Source organism: Shewanella amazonensis SB2B, from assembly GCF_000015245.1.
Lineage (GTDB): Bacteria > Pseudomonadota > Gammaproteobacteria > Enterobacterales > Shewanellaceae > Shewanella > Shewanella amazonensis.
In genome coordinates, this window is sequence record NC_008700.1 from 3,773,141 (window position 1) to 3,793,178 (window position 20,038).

The following is a 20,038-nucleotide window of genomic DNA, read 5'->3' on the forward strand; positions in this document are numbered from 1 at the left end:
TCGCTGATAAAAGCTTATACAGACTCATCGTCCGCCAGCAATGGTAACCACACAGTGACCCGGCAACCGCTGCCGTCCTGGCGGTTTTGCAGCTGAATATCACCTCCATGTTGATTGACCACATCACGACAGATGGCAAGCCCCAGGCCCAAACCTTCGTCTTTGGTGGTGGCAAAAGAGAGCATCAGCTCCGCCGCCTCGGCCTTAAGGCCGCTGCCATTGTCCAGGAGTTCCAGCCTCAGCCAGCGCACCCTGGCTGCACTGCCGGGCTTGCTGGCATCAAAGTCCAGCGTGATATCAATTTGCCTAGCCTCAGACCGGACCTCCATGGCATCAAGGGCATTTTTGAGCAGATTCACCAGCAGCTGACTCAACCCCACCGCGTCCCCCAACAGCGGTCGCTCTTCGCCCGCTTGTTTCAGTGTCACTTGCACCCGCTGCTGCTCCAGGGAGCGTTGAAACAAGGCCAGGGCTTCACTCAGCAAGGAACTCATCAGCACGGCTTCCGGGCGGGCACGACGGCGGCGCAGCAGGCTGCGGATACGATGCACCACGGCACCGGCACGCATCGACTGGCGATTAATTTTGCCAAGCACCTCCTCCACTGCCTGCAAACGCAGTTCGGCACTGGCGTGATCTTGCTGCTTCAGCGCCATCAATCCACCCTCGCTGTATTGGGTAATGGCGGCAATAGGCTGGTTGAGTTCATGGGCAAGCCCGGCGCCTATCTCCCCCAAAATAGCGGCGCTTTGCATCCGCTCCAACATGAGTTCCCTGTCCCTTAAGGTGCGCTCGGCCGCTATCAGGCTGTCGCTCTTTTGGCGAAACTTATATTCGAGCCACAGGTGGTAAACCATGCCGGCAAACAGAATAAGCACCAAACTGATGGCGTATTCCAGATTGGCCTTAAGCCAGGCTCGCACCAGCTCCAGTGGTCGGGTGCTGTTGCCATGGAGCAGAAGCTCTTCATAGAGGCGAATAACCGTGAGTTGGCTGATGGGGGCGGTCCAGCCCAGGGTGCGGGCCCGAATGGCGGCTTCTGAGTCTGAGGGCAGTTCAAACAGCGCCTTGGTGACCATCTGGGTGATGCGGGCGGGTACCTTATCGGAGGCGGCAAAGGACCAATTGGGGTACAAACTGGTGCTGATTTCACAGTCATAGCCTTCCGGACGCATGCTGTTAAGCACCCGAAAATCCTCCCGGCGCACCAGGCCCGAGTCCACCATTTCTTCCAGAGTGCAGTAAGGCGTAATAGCGCCATCGACCATGCCGTCGCGCACCTGATACACCAGCGGCTCCAATGGAAACCCCAGAAAACGCACATCGGCAAAAAAGTTGCGCGCATCCAAACCGCGGCGATTCAACAGGCCAATGGTGGCCTGATAGCCACCGAGCGCCTGAGGATCGGAGGCCACGATTCGGGCCCCTTCGAGCTCTTCGATATGCTGCACAGGGCTGTCGCTGCGCACTATGATGGTGGAGCCTATGGCATAGGTGGCACCGTTGTGTTTGCGGCTGCGCATGGTGGCAAGCCAAGAGAGAGGCATCTCGTTGGACAGGCTCAGATATTGGCCCGGATTGGTCACAATAAATTGGATACGCAAGTCCAACAGCTGCTCGCGCATGGCATCAAAATCCAGCGGCTCGACTTCAAAACGAATGCCGGGCACCCTGTCCGACAAATAGTTCATCATGGGTTGCCAGCGCTGTTTCGCCTCACCAACCCCATGATTGGCAAGTACCCCGACTCTGAACACGGCTTCAATGGGCTCATCCCCCATTTCGGCATCGGTAGCCAACACCGACAGGGGCCACAATAACACACACAGCAGCAATGACTTCATCCCATACCTCCACCGCATATTGTGCCTGCGCCACGCGTGCGCCAACGTGAATCCCCCCGCAAAAAATACGCCGCCTGCGTGATCCATCGCCAAAAGCGAGCAAGCAAACTTGAGCCCTTCTCAACACTTTTTTAGGCTGGAAGAAAAACGCGGGAGTAGCCTATGCGCCTGTTTCTGGTGGACGATGATGAAGCCATTCGGGATTCACTGACCTATATGCTGACGCAGTGTGGTCGGCAGCTAACCAGCTTTGCCAGTGCCGAAGCCTTTTTGGCGCAAGCAGACATCACCCTGCCCGGCTGCCTGATCCTCGACAGCCGTATGCCCGGCCTCAGCGGTGAGGCGCTGCAACATGAGCTGGTTAATCAGCAAAGTCCCCTTGGGATCATCTTTCTTACCGGCCACGGCGACCTGCCCATGGCATTGGCAGCGTTTCGCGAAGGCGCCTGCGATTTCTTTCAAAAACCGGTTCAGGCCGCGCCCTTGTGCGACGCTATCGATAAGGCTGAAGCTGAAAGTCAACGGCGCTACGAGGTTGCAGGGCTCAGGTTGAAACTTGCCCGGCTCAGTGAACGGGAGTCCCAGGTGCTGCGGCTGTTGACCGATGGGCTAACCAACAAGCAAATTTCAGAAACCCTTTACCTGTCGCTCAGGACCATTGAAGTACACAGGGCCAGCATGATGAAAAAGCTTGGAGTACACAATCTGGCAGAGCTGGGGCGTTTCGCCTGCCGCTGAATCAGGATGGGGGAAAATCGAGAGGTTCAGTGTCTGCCAGCCAACATAGGCTGGCAGAACGACCCGTTAGCCCTGTGTGGAGAACAGAGACAACAGGAGCAATAGACCCGTTACCCGTGCGGCACCGGCAGACTGAGGCCGTGCTTGCCTGGTATGGCTTTTTTGCTGTGTTGATTTTGGCATGATACACCTGTGGGGTTTAACGCAATGCCCGGTTGGGCGCTGCAAATTACAGCAGTTTCCACCGGTAAAAACAAGGGTTCAGCGCACGCTTTGTGCAATATAATCAACGTGTTAAATATTGGTTTTTAATTTGTTTATTAATTGATCACTGCTGGTTTTTCATTTTTCTCCTGCCATTGCCAAATTTAGCAACCATGTAACAATAAGCCTCTACTCAGCCACCGGAAAAGCGCCGATGAAACCCCTTATCAACCTTAATCACCTTGAGAATGGCCAAAGCAGCAGCCAGGGAATCTATGGCGAAACCTATTTCGTGGTGAGCGATCTCATAGGGGCCAAACGCCTTGGTTACAGTGTCTCTGTGGTGCCACCGGGAAAACGGGTCTGCCCTTTTCACAACCACAGGGTGAATGAAGAAATGTTTTTGATACTCGAAGGCACTGGCACCCTGAGATTTGGCGAGCAAACTTACCCCATAGGCCCCATGGACATCATCGCCTGTCCCCCGGGCGGACCCGAAGTTGCCCATCAGATAATCAACAGCGGCAACACAGATCTCAGATACCTGTGCCTGTCGACAATGGATCCTGTGGAGGTATGTGAACAGCCCGACTCCGACAAGCTGCTGGTGTTCACCGGTCCACAGGAGGCCAGAACCCTGCGTCATATCGGCCGTAAGCAGGATGCGGTTGACTACTGGGAAGGCGAACAAGCCGGGGATTGATGTCCTTCGAATCTGCAGCTCTGCCTCTGAGATATACCGGGTAGCCATCAGCGTATCAGCGACCCGGCAGTAAAATCGCCATCGCCTTCAGCGGCCATATCAGCATAGCGCACTTTGTCTCTGGCAAGCGTTCAGCACGCCTGATGACAAACCCCCGTTAAGGAGCGGGGTTTTGAAGCACCATTCACCATGTCGCCCCGGCGTTAGTGGCGCTGGTTCATTAACCTGTCGATACAGTGCACTACCTGCAAACTGGCGGCCTCCATGGCATCCAAATGATTCACCATGGCCTTGAAATCCCCCTTTCGACGCGCATCCAGTGCCGCAGCGCCCTGTTCGTGCACCCTGCGGTGCGGGGCGTCCAGCTCCCGGTAGCCACTCACATGGGAATAGAGTTCTGCCCCCTGCCCCTGGCTGTACCACTTACCCAAACGGCACTCTTTATGGTCGGTCACATGCTCGTGAAACGCCTGCCTTTCCAGCTTGCGGTAGATATCCGATTTCCACACGGCATGATCCAGCTTGGTGGTATTCAAAAACGCAATCATCGCCGAGTGCTCAATCACCTTCTGCATTTGCTGGCTTTGGATAAGTACATCAGCCACCACAGTGGAAATCTGGGCAGAAGAGGTCGCTACATCAGCGGCACTGCTTTGATTGGCATCGATAATCTGCTTGATGTCCGCCGCCTGAGAGACGATTTTCCTGACCAACATTTCTATTTGACTGCTGGCACTGTGGGCCTTGCTGGCCAACTGACGAACCTCATCGGCCACCACGGCAAAACCACGTCCAGCTTCACCGGCGCGGGCCGCTTCGATGGCAGCGTTAAGCGCCAACAGGTTGGTTTGTTCTGAAATACCCTGAATGGCGGTAACAAACTGATTGATGGCCGAGGTAGTACTGTCCAGCAGCTCCACCGCCGCACGGCTGCGACCGGCCTCTTCATTGATCACGTCGGCTCGGCTGCCCAAACTCTCGACGGCACTGCGGGTTTGTGAGAACAAGGCATCCACCTGACGCAGCGCGTCCCGTTCATGCAGCAACTCGTCTGCGTTGCCGGCCAGGGCATCGCGCACGGTTTGCAGCATGTCGCCCCCCTGATTCTGACAGGCAATGACCTGAGAAAAGTTGTACAGATGCTCTCTCGATAGTTTCTGAGCAGACTCAAAATCGGCAATGACCTGCTTAAGCTCGGCTATCTCAGCCTGATGGCGGCTCGCCTGTTCCTTAAGGCTTTGCCTCAACGAGGCGTTTTCTTCTTTCAGCTTCCTTCCAAAAAACATAATGCCCCCAAAAATAAACCAAAAATAACCAACCGCTGTTCCATTATCGGCAATCTGCCGACATTTTGCAGACGCGGCGCCTAAAGACTGCGACAGACTGTCGCACCTTTGAGATTTTCCTTTGCGCCCGGCTTCGCAACCATCAAAAATGCACAGGTACCGACACAGGAAACACACCCGGTGCCGGTCCTGAATATCGCGCACGGGCGCCTGCCCGGCTTGGGTTCAAGCGTCAGGGACTTTCTCATCATGGCCCTGACATCTTCACCAGACAGCCTTGCCGTCAACGGAGATACAGCCAGACTTCCACTCTGATGAACCACCCCGGGGAATGCCACCCGGGGCTTTTTTTATGTTCGTTCAACGCCCGTGGAGTTCGTTTCTACTCAGCAACTCAGGAACAAAACCGCCTTTGCCTCATGCTGGCTTTTTGGCGAGTTTTCGCTGCAGGGTGCGCCTGTGCATACCGAGCTGACGCGCCGTGGCCGACACATTACCCTCGTTGGCAGACAGCACCTGCTGTAAATGCTCCCATTCGAGCCGCCTCGGGTTCATCGGCACATCTTCGGCCACAACCTCATCATTTGGCGCAGTTGCGCCGGGCATCAGGGCCGCCATCAGGGTGCGGGTGTCGGCAGGCTTGGCGAGATAATTATCGGCACCGGCCTTAACCGCCTCCACCGCGGTGGCAATGCTGGCGAAACCGGTCAGCAGCACTATGGTGGCCCGGGGTAAGCTGCCCCGCAGCGGTGGCAGGAGTTTGAGACCATTGCTGTCTTCAAGCTTCATGTCCAGTAACACATGGCTTGGATGCCACTGACGGGCGCACAGGAGTGCATCCGTGGGCTCACTGACATGGCGACATTCAAATCCCTGCCGACTCATGCGGCGACTGAGTACGGCACCATAGGCCATATCATCTTCAATAATCAACAATTTAGGCATCATGCTCATGAGCTCTGCTCCAGAGGCAAGCGCACGCTGGCAAGACAACCTCCCTCAGGCAGGTTCCCCAAATGCAGCTCGCCGCCGAGACGCTCAAGACTGGCGTGGCTCAACATCAGCGCCATCCCCAGCCCCTGCTCGCTCAAAACGGGTCTGGCACCAAGGGCCGTGAGTTTTTGAGCGTCAATACCAGGACCGGCATCGCGTATATCGAGGCGAATGCACGCCTCATTCACCAAACGGGCGCTGAGCCATACCCGAGCCTCGCCGCCATGTTTTTTGGAGGCTTTGGCGCCATTGTCCACCAGCGCCAACAACGAGGGCAGCAAGCTCACATCCGTTGAAAGCCGTGCCCCTGCCACCTCGTCGCTCAGGCTGATATCCATTACCACGTCCGGCATCAGCAGCAACACCTGCTGCTTGAGTAAGTGCAAAAGCTGTCCGGCACTGACCACCGTCAGTTTGCGCTCCCGTATGGCTTCGGTAGCTTCTCTGAGGCTATTGAGGCTGGTTTCACAGCGCGTCAGGGCAAGATCCATTTCCGCCACCAGCCCAGGCTCAGTGTCGCCCTCGGCCACTTCGTCCAACAACAATCTCAGGCTTGCCAGGGGCGTGGCGAGCTGATGGCTCATCTGCGCCGACGCTGTGCCCAGGGCAATCAGCTGTTCCTGCCGAAGCTGGGACTCCCGCAGCGCCGCCAGCTCTGCATCTGTTTGCCTGAGCCTTCTCGCAATCAGGGCCACGCTGGTGGTAAGTACAAGCGCACTGAGTAAAAAGTTAAACCACATACCCACGTAATGAGAGGCCATACTGCCACCCGCCATATGGCCTGCATGTTCATGGTGTCCCCCCTCCATGGCAGGCACCGCATACAACATCAGGCTATAGGCAAGGGTGGTGATGGCCGCCAGAGTCCAGGGCGCCCAGAAAGGCAGGGTGACGGCGGCAATGGCAATGGGCAGCAACAGCAGGGATATAAAGGCGTTGGTGGCACCGCCGCTGAAATATAGCCAGGAAATCCACAGCAGGGTATCGATAAGAAGGCTCAAAAAAAGCCCGGGTGCACTGAGCACCAGTGCATGCCTTAGCTTGAGTGTCAGCCCCAGAAACAGCAGTTCGAGGCCAAAGATATACACGAGTGCACTCTGCTGCAGCGAGAGCCCAAAGGCATCGGCACCAAAAAAGGTCAGCACCAATTGCAACACCAATCCCAAAGCCCTGAGGGTGATGAGCTGATTGGCAGCCAGCGGTGAATACACAGGTGAGCCCCGCGCCATAAAACATCCTTGCGAAGATAAGAATCGCCATTAGTCTAACGAGTTTGGACCGCCCTGACACTGCGCCAGAACAAATCTGACGCAGTGACTTTAACGTTAACGCTTGAGGCCCTGCGCGCCCCTGTCAGCCCGGCTCTTCGAGCTCTCGATCATTCTGCCGATAAAGCGCCATATACAGGGTCGGCAGTACCAGCAGTGTCAGGGCCGTCGAGCTGAACAGGCCACCAATAATCACCACCGCCAGCGGCTGTTGAATTTCGCTGCCCACACCACTAGAGAGCAAAATCGGAATCAGCCCCAGCGCCGAGGTCAGCGCCGTCATCAGCACCGGCCGCAGACGCGCCGCCGTGCCTTCGTACACCGCCTGATACAGGCCTTCACCACCTGCGCGGCGCTGGTTAATGGAGTCCACCAGCACCACGCCATTGAGCACGGCCACGCCAAACAGGGTGATAAAACCGATGGAGCTGGGCACCGACAGATACGTGCCGCTGACATAGAGCGCCACCACGCCGCCAATCAGCGCCAGCGGCACGTTGGCCATGATGAGCCCAACTTGCTTGAGCGCGCCGAAGGAGAAGTACAGCAAGAGCGCAATAAGACCGATGGACACAGGCACCACCAGCATCAGCCTGGCCTGGGCCCGTTGCTGGTTTTCGTACTGACCACCCACGCTGACGGTATAACCCGGCGGCAAATCGGCCTCAGGCACCAGGGCGTAGATGTCTTTCACCACCGAGCCCATATCGCGGCCGGAAACGTTGGCCTGCACCACCACCCGCCGCTGCACATCGTCGCGGCGAATATTCGGCGGCGCCATTTCCACCACTACATCGGCTACCTCACCCAGACGTACCCGGGCGCCGTTGGCGCCAACCAGCAAGAGATCCGCTATGGCATCTGCACTGGCGCGGGTGTCGGCCTTGAGGCGCACATTGATGTCGTAGCGGGCGTTGCCGTCAATCACCTGCCCGGCGTCGCTGCCACCTATGCCGGTGCTGACGAGGTTCATCACCTCATCGACGCTGATGCCGTAGCGCGCCAGACGGGCACGGTCAGGACGCACCACCAGCTGCGCTTCGCCGCTCACCTGCTCAAGTGACACATCCACGGCGCCGGGCACCTTTGATACCAGTTCCGACAGCTGCTGACCCTTTTCGGCCAGCACATCCAGATCCGGGCCAAACAGCTTAATGGCAAGCTGGGCCTTTACGCCGGATAAGAGCTCATCCACCCGGGTGGCAATCGGCTGAGAGAAGGTAAACAGCAGACCCGGGAACACCGACAGCTTTTCTTCCATCAGTCGCTGCAACTCGGCGCGACTGGCGGCTGACTGCCACTCATCGATGGGCTTAAGGCCGATATAGATTTCGATGTTGCTCACAGGCTCAGGGTCGCCGCCAAGCTCAGGGGCACCGATACGCGACAGCGCATAATCCACCTCGGGAAATTCCATCAGCATGGCTTCAAGCTTGGGCGCCACCATCAGCGAGGTATCCAGGCTCGCGGTGGGCGCCAGGGTGACCCGCAGGTTGATGGTGCCTTCTTCAAGCTCGGGCACAAACTCGGTGCCAAGCCGTGGCAGCAGCGCCATGCTGAGACCAAACAGCACCAGTGCCGTAATCCCCACGGTTTTGGGGCGCGCCATAACGGCGCCCAGCACACGGCGATAGCCTTTATCGATGGGGGTAAGCAGCGGGCTTTGGCGCAGATGCACGCCGCGGCGAAACAGGTACACCGCCAGCGCAGGCACCACCACCAACGCCACCATCAATGCCGACAGCATGGCCAGAATGATGCTGACCGCCATCGGCTGGAACAGCTTGCCTTCCACCCCTTCGAGGGCAAACAGCGGCGCAAACACCACGATAATAATGAGGGTTGCAAAGAAGATCGGGCTGCATACTTCCCGTGCCGCCTGCAAAATCCGCATGGCAATACCGCCATAGCCGCCTTCGCGGTGGGCATCTTCTTCGCTGAGGCCAGGGTCGGTCGGCAAGCCGTTATCAACCCGGCCTTCAGGCTGGGTGAGGTGGCGGAAGATGTTCTCCACCATCACCACAGAGCCATCCACCAGCATACCAATGGCCACGGCAAGGCCGCCGAGGGACATGAGGTTGGCCGACATGCCAAAGTAAGACATCACCATCAGCGCCAGCGCGATGGAAACCGGAATCGACAGGAGCACCAGCGCGGTGGCACGCACATTCACCAAAAACAGCGCCAGCACAGCCACAATAAACATGAAGGCCAGCAACAGGGCGTCGCGCACCGTAGTCACCGCCTTGGTGACCAAATCCGACTGGTCGTAGAACACCTCGAAGGTCACCCCATCCGGCAATGCCTGCTGAATAAGGGCGGTGCGGCTGTTGATGTCATCGATGGTCGCCTTGGTGTTGGCGCCCATGCGCTTCAAAATCACCCCAGCCACCACTTCACCCAGCACCTGCGGACTACCGGCTTCATCACGGCGGGTCATGGTCACGGCACCAACGCGGATTTCACTGCCAAAGGCAACCTGAGCCACATCCATAATCCGCACCGGCGTGCCTTGCCATTCGGTCAGCGGAATTTGCGCAATGGCATCGAGCCCCGCTTCACCGGCAGGCAAGAGGCCATAACCACGCACCACCAGTTGCTCCTGGCCCTTGGCCATAAACCAGCCACCGGCGTTGCGGTTATTGCCCTCCAGCGCCCTGGTCACATCGTCCAGTTTGAGGCCATAAGAGAGCAGCTTGGCCGGGTCGACCTGCACCTGATACTGACGCACCTCACCACCGAACGAGAGCACATCGGTCACGCCGCCCACCGGCATCATGATGAGCTTCACCAGATAGTCGTTGAGGCTGCGAAGCTCGTCAGGCGCTATGCCAGACTCGGGCGCTGCCCGCAGAATGTACTGGTACACCTGCCCGAGGCCAGAGGTGTTGGGGCCGATTTCCGGCACACCCACTCCATCCGGGATAGCCTCTCTGGCCGCCTGCAACTGCTCAAACACCTGCTGACGGGCGAAGTAGATGTCGGTGCCTTCTTCAAACACCACGGTCACAATGGAAAGCCCGGTGCGCGACAAAGAGCGTACTTCGGTCACAGAAGGCAGCGCATACATGGCCGACTCCACCGGGTAGCTGATGAGCTTCTCCACCTCTTCGGCGGCAAGGCCCTCGGCGGCGGTATTCACCTGCACCTGCACGTTGGTCACATCGGGAAAGGCATCCAGATTCAACTTCGGCAACATCACGGCGGCAGCCGCCATGGCCCCGATAAGAAAAATCAGCACTATCAGGCGGCTTCGCACCGCCTGCTCTATGAGTTTCTGTAGCATGGCTTGCCCTCTTATCAGTGGTTGTGGATATCAAAACCAGACTTGGCCAGCTCGGAGGCCAGGAAGAAGGCGCCAGACATCACGACCCTCTGACCCGGCTCCAACCCCTTAACCAGATTCAACCCACGGGCACGGGCCTCGATTTCCACCTCCAGCGCCTCAAAACCGTCGGCGTCTTCCACAAACACCTGCCAGTCTCCATCGCCGCTGCGACTCAGAGCCGCGTCCGGCAGTACTATTCCCTGACGGGAATTCTGAGGCAGCAAAAGTTCGGCAAACTCCCCTGCATGTACTTCGTGGCCAGGATTGGCCATCGACAGCAGCACCTGCTCGGTACGGGTGATGGGGTTAAGCTCGTGGGAGCGGCCAATCACCTTCGCCTTAAGCCACCTACCCGATACGCTCACCCGGGCATAGCTGCCCATGGCAAGACCACGGGACTGCGCCGGCGTCAGCTCGGCTTCGACCCACAAATAGGATTCGTCGGTAAGCTGCATCAGCGGCGAGCCTGCCGCCAATACCTGACCACGACTGGCCACGTCCTGCTGCACCCTGCCATTGATGGGCGCCAGTAACTTGAAGCTGCCGATGCTATCCGGCGCCGCTTCCAGGGCTTTGATTTGCTTGGGTGTCATTTTGATAGACTCGAGGATGGCGCGCTTAAGCTCGTAGTCCACCCGCGCCTGCAGCCTGCTGGATTGGCTCACGGCACTTTCGCCCATGCGACTGATGCGGCTCCACTCGGTCGCGGCATTGATATAGTCGGCCTGCGCCTGTGCTATGGCCGCCCCGCCGAGGGTCAGTAAGGGCTCACCTTGCTTTACTTCCTCACCGGGTACCACATGGCGCTCCAGCACGCGCACCTCAAGTTGCGGCGCCAGGGTAATGGTGCGGTCACGGTCCACCACAAGGCTGGCGGTGGCTACGGCGCTTAAATCAAAACCACTGGACGACAGGGTTTCGACCCGGATGCCGGCGAGTTCGCGCTGGGTTTGGCTGAGTCTCAGCGCCTTGTCTTCATCATGGGCATCTGCGGTTTCAGCGGCGCTTTCGGCCGCGCCGTGACCATGGCCCTCACTTGCCCAGACAGGCTTTGACTGGGGTAACGCAAAAGCGAGAGCAACCAGAAACGCCAGTGCAGATAAAGAGGCTTTCGTATTCATTGCAGACATGGCGTTTGCTCCGCTGATAATTGATTGACTGAAAAAAATGGATTTCATGGCCGCACCTCCAATGTCCCGGTGCCGGAGGCTTTCCCGGTATCGGTGGTCAAGGTCAGCTTGAGTTCATTAAAGAGCGACGCGCCGACGGGCGAAGTGGCGCCAGGCTCGGCCACCAAGGCGGCTGCAAGTAAGGTCTGTTGCATACAGAGTCCTGAATAAAAAGTGACAAAGTCGGTTAACCCGCCAACAAGGCGGTTACGTCATGGGGAAAGAAGAGGACCTTTTTGCGCTTTGGCGGGTGCGGGAGCTTGCCCGGCTTGAGCCTTCACCAAAGCGTGAACAAGCTTCACGGCGACAGCACAACGGGCACATGGTCGGCGAGGGGCAAGGCCGCCTGCAGGCAACACAAAGCCGCGCAAAATCGCTCAGCCAGGCTTAAAGCAGACTTCTTTCCTGAGAATCTCAGGCTCAGGCAATAGGGGGGCGGTAGTCGGGACGGCCCACTACCGAGAGGTAGTCAGACTCATGACCCTGAACCTGGTTGGTAAGGGGGTGATAATCGAGATTAGCCAGGCCTGCCACCAGGCTTGGATGACCGCCATGGCAATGGCAATCAAGACAAAGATCCAGCTGTTTCAGCTCGGTTTTTTCAACCTTGTCGTGTTGATGAGTGTCGCTGGCGACGATTTCCGGTGGGCAAGTGCATTCAATACACTCACCTATGGTGGTCACCTCGGCCATAAAGGTCAGGTGGCTGTGATTCAATTCTTCCTCACTCACATTGCCACTGTGCAACTGGTGCGCGCCCAGGTTGGCACCTGCAAATTGCAGTACCACCACGGCCAGCAGCATCAGGCTCAGTCTGTGCAGAGTGTTGAGGGAAAAACGAATCAAATCAATCCTCGGCTTGGGGAGAGGTGACAAAACACGAGACACACATTAAGACCGGGGAAACCTGAGACAGTTCCCCCGGTTACTGACATGCTTACCTGAAGACGCAGTGTTTGGCGTAATCAGATGCCTCGTTGGCAGTCCAGTCGCCCTTTGGCTTGTCTTCCATCTTTTTACACCAGGCTTCGCTGCCCACTTCAGGGGCACAGGCGGCGAGGCCGGCAACCAGAGTCAGAGCGGCGGCGATCTTGGCCAGTGTCAGCTTATTCATTGTAGCGCTTCCTTGTAATATATTGATTTTTCATGCCTTGATTAGCGATCGCTTTTGGATCCAGGCAATGGCCTTCGCCTTATCCTGCAGGGGAAACCAGGCGATTTCACCGGCCACAAAAGGACCCAGCAGTCGAATGGCATTGCCTACCCAATCGGGACCGCCCACAAACACCAAGGCATCGAACGGGGGTAACTGTACCTCACCGGCGCCGGACAGGGAAGCTTGCTCCCAGCCTTCCAGCAGCACGTCGGCCTCAATATACAAACAGACCTGACCCCAATCCTCCCGATAGCTCTTGATGGCCGGTTGCAAGTGAGTGCGATAATCCTGGGCCGTGATGCGGCCACTGGCAAAAAGACTGATTACGCCCTTAGCAATCTCGGGGATCTGGCATAACATAGAGGTTCTCCCTGGAGCAGGCTCGGCCATGTGCCGAGGTTGCCGATAATAACAAATTCTTTCCGCTCACATTAAGCCAAAACTTAGGCCATGATCACAATCTCACAGCGCGTTCAACTTCAGGACCAGGAAATCGAATGGCAGTTCATCCGTTCCAGTGGGGCCGGTGGCCAGAACGTGAACAAAGTCTCCACCTGCGCCCAGCTAATCTTCGATATCCGCGCCTCGTCATTGCCGGAGTTTTATAAAGAAAAACTGCTGGCCAGGAGCGACCATCGCATCACCCAAAGCGGCAAAATCATTATCAAGTGTCAGGAGAGTCGCAGCCAGGAGGCCAACCGCGAGACCGCGCTGGCACAATTTATTGCCCTGGTGCAATCGGTCAATCAGGTACAGAAAAAGCGTATTCCCACCAAGGCCACCCGCGCCAGCCAAAAGCGCCGGGTCGATACCAAGAAGCAGCGGGCTTCCACCAAGGCCATGCGCGGCAAGGTCAGCTACTGAGAAACCCTTTCCTGCCTGCTTAAGATTAATTGCATTGAAAATGCAGGCAAGTTTGGCGATATTGGGCCTTATTGAGTTCAACATGTCGATAACTGACAAAAAGGATGCCCATGACTGCCAACCAAACTGCTCCCAAGGTATTGCTGATAAACGGCCCCAATCTGAATTTATTGGGAAGGCGCGAGCCGGGTGTGTATGGCAGCCAAACCCTGGCGCAAATCGTCGCCGGATTGGAATCACAGGCAGTCGCCCTGGGCGTAACACTCGAGCATATTCAGTCCAATGCAGAGCATGTGCTGATTGACGCCATCCATAACACAGATGCAGATTTTGTGATTATTAATCCCGCCGCCTTTACCCACACCAGTGTGGCACTGCGGGATGCCCTGCTGGGGGTTGCCCTGCCCTTTATTGAAGTGCACCTGTCCAACGTCCATGCCCGCGAGCCCTTCCGTCATCATTCGTATTTTTCCGATAAGGCCGTTGGCGTGATCCTGGGTCTGGGTCCCAAAGGCTACTCGCTGGCACTCGAAGCGGCAGCGGAGCGGTTGAAAGGGAGCAACTGATGGCGATGGATCTGCGAAAAATCAAAAAGCTGATCGAGCTGGTACAGGAGTCCGGCATCAATGAGCTGGAAGTGAAAGAAGGCGAAGAGTCGGTGCGCATCATCCGCCATGGCAATCTGCCACCGCAGACGGTAATCACTGAGATCAGCCCCAAGGCAACCAGCAGCGTTCAGGCCCATGAAGCAGGCCACAGAGTGCTCTCCCCCATGGTGGGCACCTTTTACCGCGCTCCCAGCCCCGAAGCCCGTCCTTTTGTGGAGCTGGGCACAGAGGTGGCCGTGGGCGATACCCTCGCGGTGATTGAAGCCATGAAAATGATGAACCAAATAGCCGCCGACCGCGCCGGGACAGTGAAAGCGATTCTGGTAGAAAACGGCACCGCTGTGGAGTTTGACCAACCCCTGTTTGTGATTGGTGATGCCGACTGAGGCCCGCTTTAAACGGGTACTGGTGGCCAATCGCGGTGAAATCGCGGTACGCATTATCCGCGCCTGCCATCAACTGGGGCTGGAAACCGTTGCCATCTATTCCAGCGCCGACAAGGGCGCGCTGCACACCCTGCTGGCAACCCACTGCCTGTGCATAGGCCCAGCGGCGGCCAAAGACAGCTACCTCAATATCAATGCCATATTGGAAGCCGCCAAACTCACGGCCGCCGATGCCATACACCCGGGTTATGGCTTTTTGGCCGAGCGGGCCGGGTTTGCCCGGGCAGTGACAGAGGCGGGCCTGGTGTTTCTGGGGCCTGATGCCGATACCATAGCCACCATGGGCGATAAGGTCAGCGCCATCAAATCCATCAAGGCCGTGGGCATTCCTACGCTGCCGGGCTCAGATGGGGCGCTGAATGATGACATGAACGCTGTTGAGGCCCTCGCCACCGACATAGGTTATCCGGTGCTTATCAAGGCCAGTGCCGGCGGAGGTGGCCGGGGGATGCGCCGGGTCGACTCGGCAGACGAGCTGGCATCAGCCATTGCCCTTACCCGCAGCGAAGCCCTGGCGGCCTTTGGCGACAACACCGTCTATCTGGAGAAATTCCTCACGCATCCACGCCATATCGAGTTTCAGATGCTGGCCGATGGCGAAGCTGCGCTGTGTCTCGGTGAGCGGGACTGCTCCGCCCAGCGCCGTCATCAAAAGCTGATTGAAGAGGCGCCGGCACTCGGAATTGCCCGAGAGAAAATACGGGAGATGGCCGATATCTGTGAGGCCGCCTGTCGGCGTCTCGGGTACCGAGGAGTGGGCACCTTTGAGTTTCTCTATCAGGACGGCGCCTTTTTCTTTATCGAAATGAACACCCGTATTCAGGTTGAGCACACAGTCACCGAGATGGTGACCGGGCTGGATCTCATTGCCTGGCAGCTGAAAGTGGCCCTGGGACACCCTCTGCCACCAAGGCCTCAGGTACAGGGTCATGCAATCGAGTGTCGCATCAATGCCGAAGCCCCCCAAAGCCAGTTGCCTTCACCTGGGGTAATAACCCAGCTCAGGGTGCCAGGCGGCCCAGGGGTTCGGTGGGACTCCTATCTCTTCCCCGGGGCAATGGTACCTGCCTTTTACGACTCGCTGATTGGCAAACTCATCTGCCACGGCGTCACCCGCGAAGAGGCCACGGCGCGCCTGCGGCAGGCACTGACAGAGCTTGAAATTCAAGGGATCGCCATCAATAAGTCCCTGCACCTGCAACTCATTGCATGTGACGCATTCCAGCCCTGGCAGCGTGACATTCATTTTGTTGATGCACTCTCAGCGCCAGGTGTCGGGCAGGCGCACCTGTGACCACAGCTGCTCACTGAGTACATCGCCCCTGTGCCATTCTCCCTGCTCAACCCATTGCACCAGGGCGTCGCCCACGGCGGGATAACGCACCGGCTCAGGGCTGGCTGACTTAAGCCAGGAGCGCATAACATCGCGACTCAGGTGCATCATGGTTTGGGCCGCTCCCAACAATTGCAATGCCGCCACGTTGGAGAGCTGCTCAAACTGTCCAAGCAGTGGCTTTACCAAGAGTTTTTTCCCCAGCGTCAGTGCCTCGCTGGCAAGCTCAAACCCCGCATTGGCCACCACACCACCGGCCTCAGCCAGATGACGGCGAAATCCCTCGCGGCAGAAGCCATGCCATTGAATATGCTCGGGCACAGGGCCATTGGGCGACTGGGCGTGGTACACCAAAAACCGATAGTTTTCGAAGGGACGCAGAAAATCAATGATGTCGTCGGCAGCCTCAAAGGGCAGGTAGACCAGGATATCGTGACCATGCTCTTCACTGACTTCACCCACATCCACAAAGGGTGGCAGCAGCGGGAAACCGAAATGATGCCAGTGACAACCAAGCGCCACATCCACGGGGGCAAAGTATTGCAGTAATCGTTCGTTAAACCAGGTGTTGCCCACCTTGGGTACATCAAAGCGCAGCGCCGCCTGATGGCTGATGCCAATACAGGGCACCTTTTGCCGCCGGGCTGCCCAGGCGCTCACGGGCTCAAAATCGTTGAGCACCAGATCGTAAGATGAGAGATCCAGGCCGCGCATGTCCTGCCACCAGCGGCAACTGAGATTATGGCGCACCGTCTCCACCGAGCTGATGCGTCCCGCCTTGCTGATAAAGGTCAGCCCGGTGGCAACTCGGTAGTCACCGAAGATGTCCATATCAAAAAACTGCGATTGGGGTCTGCCACTGAACAGGTAATCAACCTCGGCGCCGCGCTCGGCAAGGGCTTTGGCCATCACCCTCGCCCGGCTCAAGTGGCCATTACCCGTCCCCTGCACTCCGTACAGTATTTTCATGATTTCAATGACATCCTTATCAAATGAATTCGTTGACCCAGACCACAGACAGGCTGCCAAGGGCTGCCCCGGCCAGAATATCCATAGGGTAATGCACCCCCAGCACCACCCGGGACAGGCCAATCAGGCACGCCCAGAGATACAGGGGCAATATGGCAACGGGATAGATAGTGCCGACGGCACCGGCCATCACGAAGGCGGCGGCCGTGTGACCGGACGGCAGACTGAATTTATCCGAGGGTTCAAAACTGCAACCCAGACCTATGGCACTGTGGCATGGGCGGGTACGGCGGATACTGTTTTTCAGCAGCAAATACAGGGGCAGTTCCAGCAAAAACGCAACCAACGTCAGCCGAAACAGCTCTTCTCCCCGGCTGTCGAACAGCATCAGGGCCACACAAAGGTAGAGATAGAGGGGACCATCGCCGGAAGCTGAGACCAGCATGGCCGGTCTGTTCAACCCGTGCACACGGGCACGCTCGACGATGAGGAGATAACTGCGTCTGTCAAACTCGGCAAGGCGTGCCAGCATCCGGCCTCCACAGGATTTATCCAGGATGTCTCGAATGCTAGCTGGGATGCGTGACGGGCAGGTGACACCCACCCGACACTTTTATGACATTCGCCGGGGCGAAACTCAGGCTACAACGGGCTTTTGCGTCTTGGCGCGGTAGATCTTGAAGAGATGGTAAATGTTGATACAGGCAACGAAAGCATTCATGCCCGCCACTGGCCAGGCCGTGATGGCAACACCGTAGGCAACAAACAGGCTGCAGCCGACGAAGTTCAGCCATCTGAGCCAGATAATATCTTTCATCATCAGCGAGATAGCGACCATCACCGAGGCCATATAGCCAACGACTTCTGTCATGTTCAAAGCTTCCATAAAGGCACCTCGATATAAGGCCCTCTGCCTTCCCTGAGCTTACTGGGGGGTCCGTGCCCCTAAAGCGATTTGTTAATTGAAACTGGAATGGGACTGGCGACTATAGTAACAAAAGCCACCACAGAGCTGTAATAAAAAACCGTTATATGATGACAGAAGTCAAAATTCTGCGCTATTAAGTTTAGAAGTGATGAAATTAAACTACATTGCCAGCTGTAGGGCCAGGCTCGCCAATACCGTGATTGATAACACTTTTCTTTTCAAGATTCCCTTATATACTGGCCTAAGTTCAGTGTAGAGCTGCCTAACAGCCTGATTTGGGCCGAAACAGGAGATGACTATGGAATACAACACCTCAGAATTATGTGACATGTTTCTGGACGTCGTGGATGTGGTAGAGCCCATGTTCAGTAATTACGGTGGTGTTAGCTCATTCGGTGGCGCCATCAGCACAGTCAAGTGTTTCGAAGACAATGGGCTAATTGCCGATGTGCTGGCCGAAGACGGTGAAGGACGAGTCTTACTGGTCGATGGCGGGGGCTCACTGCGCCGTGCCCTGATTGATGCCGCAGTGGCAGAAATCGGTGTCAACAATGGCTGGGAAGGCATTATCGTCTATGGCAGCGTGCGCGATGTGGATGCCCTGGAAGAGCTGGATATAGGAATTCAGGCGCTGGCATCCATTCCTGTGGGAGCCGACAACAATGGTATTGGCGAACTCGATGTGCCATGCAATTTCGGCGGCGTCTCCTTCCTGCCCGGCGACCATATTTATGCCGACAGCACGGGCATTATTCTCTCTCCGGAGCCGCTGGATATAGAGTAATCCACAGCTCTTCTGATCCAGCAATAAGCCGGCCAGTGGTCGGCTTTTTCATGCCTTAACCCCAGGCATCCAAAGGAGCTCAACCCGGCAGCCGCTTTCACCGTTGCCTTTTTCGCGCCCTTTGCCACAATAACCTGCAAACAAGCCAACGAATGTACCCCCTATGCAGCACCTTATCATTTTTTCTGCCAAAGACATGACCCCCATCCTCGGGAAGCGCCCCGGCGAAACCCGCCTGGGTAACCACTTTTTGTTGCCCGAAGGACCAACCCTTGTCGCCATCCTTGAGTCCGCCAAAGCCCAGGGCGCCCGATTTGTTCTGCTGGGTGTGGGAGAAGATGCAGGCCCCCGCGCCAACCTTGGCCGAGGCGGCGCGACCAATGCCTTTGAGGCCATGCTCAAGTACTTGGTTAACCTGCAATCGAACCGTTTTTACCGGGGTGATGACTGCCTGCTGCTGGGGCAATTGGACTTTGGCGACCTCCTGCCGGGGGAAGATGCCGATGTGGACGCCCTCAGAGCCGCCGTTGCCGCCATGGATGAACGGGTTATCGAAGTGGCCAGTGCCATTATGGAAGCAGGGCTCGAACCCATAGTCATAGGCGGTGGCCACAACAATGCCTTCGGTTTGCTGATGTCGGTGAAAAACGCCTTCGGCCGCCCGGCGGCCGCAGTGAACCTCGATCCTCACTCCGACTTCCGACTGCGGGAGGGTCGCCACAGCGGCAACGGCTTCAGTTATGCCGCCGCCAGCGGTGCGCTGGACTTCTACCATGTGCTGGGTCTGCATGAACTGAAAAACAGCGAAGCCAATCTCGAGCAACTGGCCGCCTTCGGTGGCAGTTGGCATACGCTGCAACAAATATGGGTGCGCGGCGAGTTGAGTCTCGATGACGCCCTGAAACACATCGGCAAAACCCTGCGGGCAACTGGTTTGCCGGTGGCACTGGAGCTGGACCTGGATGCCATCGCCAATATGCCATCGAGCGCCATGACCGCCGCCGGGGTCCCCCTGCTGGACGCCGCCAGGTACATCAGCCATATCGCACGCCACTGCGATTGCGCCTATTTGCACCTCGCCGAGGCTGCTCCCTCCTGCCACGATAGCGGTGAAGACGCGGGTTTGCGTGAAACGGGACAGAGCCTCACTGAGCTGGTTTACGCCTATATCCGCGGCCGTCACCTGGCACTGGGGGCTTGAAAGGGCCCCATCGGCGAGACGGTTTCAGCCTATTCATTAAATTCGCATATTGTGGTCTAATGCGCAGTCATTACGCGTATGTCAAAACCCTACCGGGCTCACAAGCTTGACATCCAGTGGGTCACTGGATAGGCACTGGATCACAAAGCTGGTGGCTCAAGGATTCAGCTAACCTGCTGCTTTGGCGTACACTCGCGTTTAACAGTTTGGGAAACA

Annotated in this window: 21 protein-coding genes; 8 read left to right on the forward strand and 13 right to left on the reverse strand. The window is 57.2% G+C overall.

Annotated features, from left to right (window positions below):
- Nucleotides 1–14: 14 nt before the first annotated feature.
- Nucleotides 15–1,844, reverse strand: a complete 1,830-nt coding sequence (locus tag SAMA_RS16580; protein ID WP_011761289.1) for a sensor histidine kinase — start codon at nucleotides 1,842–1,844, stop codon at nucleotides 15–17.
- A gap of 162 nt (nucleotides 1,845–2,006) precedes the next feature.
- Between SAMA_RS16580 and SAMA_RS16585 the strand changes: the two genes are divergently transcribed.
- Nucleotides 2,007–2,582 carry a response regulator transcription factor gene (locus tag SAMA_RS16585; RefSeq protein WP_011761290.1) on the forward strand — a complete coding sequence of 192 codons (576 nt, stop codon included), beginning with the start codon at nucleotides 2,007–2,009 and terminating at the stop codon, nucleotides 2,580–2,582.
- A 418-nt stretch (nucleotides 2,583–3,000) separates the two neighbouring features.
- A complete protein-coding gene (locus SAMA_RS16590; protein WP_011761291.1) occupies nucleotides 3,001–3,489 on the forward strand; it encodes a cupin domain-containing protein in 489 nt (162 codons plus the stop codon).
- Between the two features lie 203 nt (nucleotides 3,490–3,692).
- Here the strand turns inward: SAMA_RS16590 and SAMA_RS19870 are convergent, their stop codons facing one another.
- The 9 genes from SAMA_RS19870 to SAMA_RS16630 form a co-directional block, all read right to left on the reverse strand.
- The gene (locus SAMA_RS19870) at nucleotides 3,693–4,775 is read right to left on the reverse strand and encodes a methyl-accepting chemotaxis protein (protein WP_011761292.1); all 1,083 of its coding nucleotides are present in this window, start codon (nucleotides 4,773–4,775) and stop codon (nucleotides 3,693–3,695) included.
- A gap of 417 nt (nucleotides 4,776–5,192) precedes the next feature.
- Entirely contained in the window at nucleotides 5,193–5,720 is a 528-nt protein-coding gene (locus SAMA_RS16600) for a response regulator transcription factor (RefSeq protein WP_041410606.1), read from the reverse strand.
- A gap of 5 nt (nucleotides 5,721–5,725) precedes the next feature.
- Nucleotides 5,726–6,997, reverse strand: coding sequence for a sensor histidine kinase (locus SAMA_RS16605; RefSeq protein WP_011761294.1), 1,272 nt, complete (start codon nucleotides 6,995–6,997; stop codon nucleotides 5,726–5,728).
- A gap of 124 nt (nucleotides 6,998–7,121) precedes the next feature.
- Nucleotides 7,122–10,322, reverse strand: a complete 3,201-nt coding sequence (locus SAMA_RS16610; RefSeq protein WP_011761295.1) for an efflux RND transporter permease subunit — start codon at nucleotides 10,320–10,322, stop codon at nucleotides 7,122–7,124.
- Between the two features lie 14 nt (nucleotides 10,323–10,336).
- Nucleotides 10,337–11,494 (reverse strand): efflux RND transporter periplasmic adaptor subunit, encoded by a 1,158-nt coding sequence (locus SAMA_RS16615; RefSeq protein ID WP_232280499.1) that lies wholly within the window; start codon nucleotides 11,492–11,494, stop codon nucleotides 10,337–10,339.
- Nucleotides 11,495–11,538: 44 nt separating this feature from the next.
- On the reverse strand, nucleotides 11,539–11,688 hold the full coding sequence (locus tag SAMA_RS19640) for a hypothetical protein (RefSeq protein ID WP_157608359.1): 150 nt from the start codon (nucleotides 11,686–11,688) through the stop codon (nucleotides 11,539–11,541).
- Between the two features lie 265 nt (nucleotides 11,689–11,953).
- On the reverse strand, nucleotides 11,954–12,379 hold the full coding sequence (locus SAMA_RS16620; protein ID WP_011761297.1) for a hypothetical protein: 426 nt from the start codon (nucleotides 12,377–12,379) through the stop codon (nucleotides 11,954–11,956).
- Nucleotides 12,380–12,470: 91 nt separating this feature from the next.
- Nucleotides 12,471–12,647 carry a DUF3012 domain-containing protein gene (locus tag SAMA_RS19455; RefSeq protein WP_011761298.1) on the reverse strand — a complete coding sequence of 59 codons (177 nt, stop codon included), beginning with the start codon at nucleotides 12,645–12,647 and terminating at the stop codon, nucleotides 12,471–12,473.
- A gap of 30 nt (nucleotides 12,648–12,677) precedes the next feature.
- A complete protein-coding gene (locus SAMA_RS16630) occupies nucleotides 12,678–13,049 on the reverse strand; it encodes a SpoIIAA family protein (protein ID WP_011761299.1) in 372 nt (123 codons plus the stop codon).
- A gap of 90 nt (nucleotides 13,050–13,139) precedes the next feature.
- Between SAMA_RS16630 and arfB the strand changes: the two genes are divergently transcribed.
- The 4 genes from arfB (at nucleotide 13,140) to SAMA_RS16650 (ending at nucleotide 15,901) form a co-directional block, all read left to right on the forward strand.
- Nucleotides 13,140–13,553 carry an alternative ribosome rescue aminoacyl-tRNA hydrolase ArfB gene (gene arfB / locus SAMA_RS16635; protein WP_011761300.1) on the forward strand — a complete coding sequence of 138 codons (414 nt, stop codon included), beginning with the start codon at nucleotides 13,140–13,142 and terminating at the stop codon, nucleotides 13,551–13,553.
- A gap of 110 nt (nucleotides 13,554–13,663) precedes the next feature.
- Nucleotides 13,664–14,119, forward strand: a complete 456-nt coding sequence (gene aroQ, locus SAMA_RS16640; protein WP_011761301.1) for a type II 3-dehydroquinate dehydratase — start codon at nucleotides 13,664–13,666, stop codon at nucleotides 14,117–14,119.
- A 5-nt stretch (nucleotides 14,120–14,124) separates the two neighbouring features.
- Entirely contained in the window at nucleotides 14,125–14,547 is a 423-nt protein-coding gene (gene accB, locus SAMA_RS16645) for an acetyl-CoA carboxylase biotin carboxyl carrier protein (RefSeq protein ID WP_041410608.1), read from the forward strand.
- Complete coding sequence (locus SAMA_RS16650; RefSeq protein ID WP_011761303.1) at nucleotides 14,537–15,901, forward strand: acetyl-CoA carboxylase biotin carboxylase subunit; 1,365 nt, start codon at nucleotides 14,537–14,539, stop codon at nucleotides 15,899–15,901. The genes accB and SAMA_RS16650 overlap by 11 nt, the downstream gene beginning before the upstream one ends.
- On the opposite strand, the gene SAMA_RS16655 is transcribed toward SAMA_RS16650, so the two are convergent.
- The 3 genes from SAMA_RS16655 to SAMA_RS16665 form a co-directional block, all read right to left on the reverse strand.
- The gene (locus SAMA_RS16655) at nucleotides 15,869–16,909 is read right to left on the reverse strand and encodes an MJ1255/VC2487 family glycosyltransferase (protein WP_011761304.1); all 1,041 of its coding nucleotides are present in this window, start codon (nucleotides 16,907–16,909) and stop codon (nucleotides 15,869–15,871) included. The genes SAMA_RS16650 and SAMA_RS16655 overlap by 33 nt on opposite strands.
- Before the next feature lie 19 nt (nucleotides 16,910–16,928).
- Nucleotides 16,929–17,441, reverse strand: coding sequence for a phosphatase PAP2 family protein (locus SAMA_RS16660; RefSeq protein ID WP_011761305.1), 513 nt, complete (start codon nucleotides 17,439–17,441; stop codon nucleotides 16,929–16,931).
- Between the two features lie 105 nt (nucleotides 17,442–17,546).
- Entirely contained in the window at nucleotides 17,547–17,795 is a 249-nt protein-coding gene (locus SAMA_RS16665) for a YgjV family protein (protein WP_011761306.1), read from the reverse strand.
- A gap of 340 nt (nucleotides 17,796–18,135) precedes the next feature.
- On the opposite strand from SAMA_RS16665, the gene rraA reads away from it, so the two are divergent.
- Nucleotides 18,136–18,621 carry a ribonuclease E activity regulator RraA gene (rraA, locus tag SAMA_RS16670; protein WP_011761307.1) on the forward strand — a complete coding sequence of 162 codons (486 nt, stop codon included), beginning with the start codon at nucleotides 18,136–18,138 and terminating at the stop codon, nucleotides 18,619–18,621.
- Between the two features lie 163 nt (nucleotides 18,622–18,784).
- The gene (locus SAMA_RS16675) at nucleotides 18,785–19,822 is read left to right on the forward strand and encodes a formimidoylglutamase (RefSeq protein ID WP_011761308.1); all 1,038 of its coding nucleotides are present in this window, start codon (nucleotides 18,785–18,787) and stop codon (nucleotides 19,820–19,822) included.
- The last annotated feature ends 216 nt before the right edge of the window (nucleotides 19,823–20,038 follow it).

Excerpts from the sequence above, each read along its gene's own strand:
- SAMA_RS16580 (WP_011761289.1), bottom strand. The coding sequence starts at position 1,844 with ATGAAGTCATTGCTGCTGTGTGTGTTATTGTGGCCCCTGTCGGTGTTG.
- SAMA_RS16585 (WP_011761290.1), top strand. The coding sequence starts at position 2,007 with ATGCGCCTGTTTCTGGTGGACGATGATGAAGCCATTCGGGATTCACTG.
- SAMA_RS16590 (WP_011761291.1), top strand. The coding sequence starts at position 3,001 with ATGAAACCCCTTATCAACCTTAATCACCTTGAGAATGGCCAAAGCAGC.
- SAMA_RS19870 (WP_011761292.1), bottom strand. The coding sequence starts at position 4,775 with ATGTTTTTTGGAAGGAAGCTGAAAGAAGAAAACGCCTCGTTGAGGCAA.
- SAMA_RS16600 (WP_041410606.1), bottom strand. The coding sequence starts at position 5,720 with ATGCCTAAATTGTTGATTATTGAAGATGATATGGCCTATGGTGCCGTA.
- SAMA_RS16605 (WP_011761294.1), bottom strand. The coding sequence starts at position 6,997 with ATGGCGCGGGGCTCACCTGTGTATTCACCGCTGGCTGCCAATCAGCTC.
- SAMA_RS16610 (WP_011761295.1), bottom strand. The coding sequence starts at position 10,322 with ATGCTACAGAAACTCATAGAGCAGGCGGTGCGAAGCCGCCTGATAGTG.
- SAMA_RS16615 (WP_232280499.1), bottom strand. The coding sequence starts at position 11,494 with ATGTCTGCAATGAATACGAAAGCCTCTTTATCTGCACTGGCGTTTCTG.
- SAMA_RS19640 (WP_157608359.1), bottom strand. The coding sequence starts at position 11,688 with ATGCAACAGACCTTACTTGCAGCCGCCTTGGTGGCCGAGCCTGGCGCC.
- SAMA_RS19455 (WP_011761298.1), bottom strand. The coding sequence starts at position 12,647 with ATGAATAAGCTGACACTGGCCAAGATCGCCGCCGCTCTGACTCTGGTT.
- SAMA_RS16630 (WP_011761299.1), bottom strand. The coding sequence starts at position 13,049 with ATGTTATGCCAGATCCCCGAGATTGCTAAGGGCGTAATCAGTCTTTTT.
- arfB (WP_011761300.1), top strand. The coding sequence starts at position 13,140 with ATGATCACAATCTCACAGCGCGTTCAACTTCAGGACCAGGAAATCGAA.
- aroQ (WP_011761301.1), top strand. The coding sequence starts at position 13,664 with ATGACTGCCAACCAAACTGCTCCCAAGGTATTGCTGATAAACGGCCCC.
- accB (WP_041410608.1), top strand. The coding sequence starts at position 14,125 with ATGGATCTGCGAAAAATCAAAAAGCTGATCGAGCTGGTACAGGAGTCC.
- SAMA_RS16650 (WP_011761303.1), top strand. The coding sequence starts at position 14,537 with ATGCCGACTGAGGCCCGCTTTAAACGGGTACTGGTGGCCAATCGCGGT.
- SAMA_RS16655 (WP_011761304.1), bottom strand. The coding sequence starts at position 16,909 with ATGAAAATACTGTACGGAGTGCAGGGGACGGGTAATGGCCACTTGAGC.
- SAMA_RS16660 (WP_011761305.1), bottom strand. The coding sequence starts at position 17,441 with ATGCTGGCACGCCTTGCCGAGTTTGACAGACGCAGTTATCTCCTCATC.
- SAMA_RS16665 (WP_011761306.1), bottom strand. The coding sequence starts at position 17,795 with ATGGAAGCTTTGAACATGACAGAAGTCGTTGGCTATATGGCCTCGGTG.
- rraA (WP_011761307.1), top strand. The coding sequence starts at position 18,136 with ATGGAATACAACACCTCAGAATTATGTGACATGTTTCTGGACGTCGTG.
- SAMA_RS16675 (WP_011761308.1), top strand. The coding sequence starts at position 18,785 with ATGCAGCACCTTATCATTTTTTCTGCCAAAGACATGACCCCCATCCTC.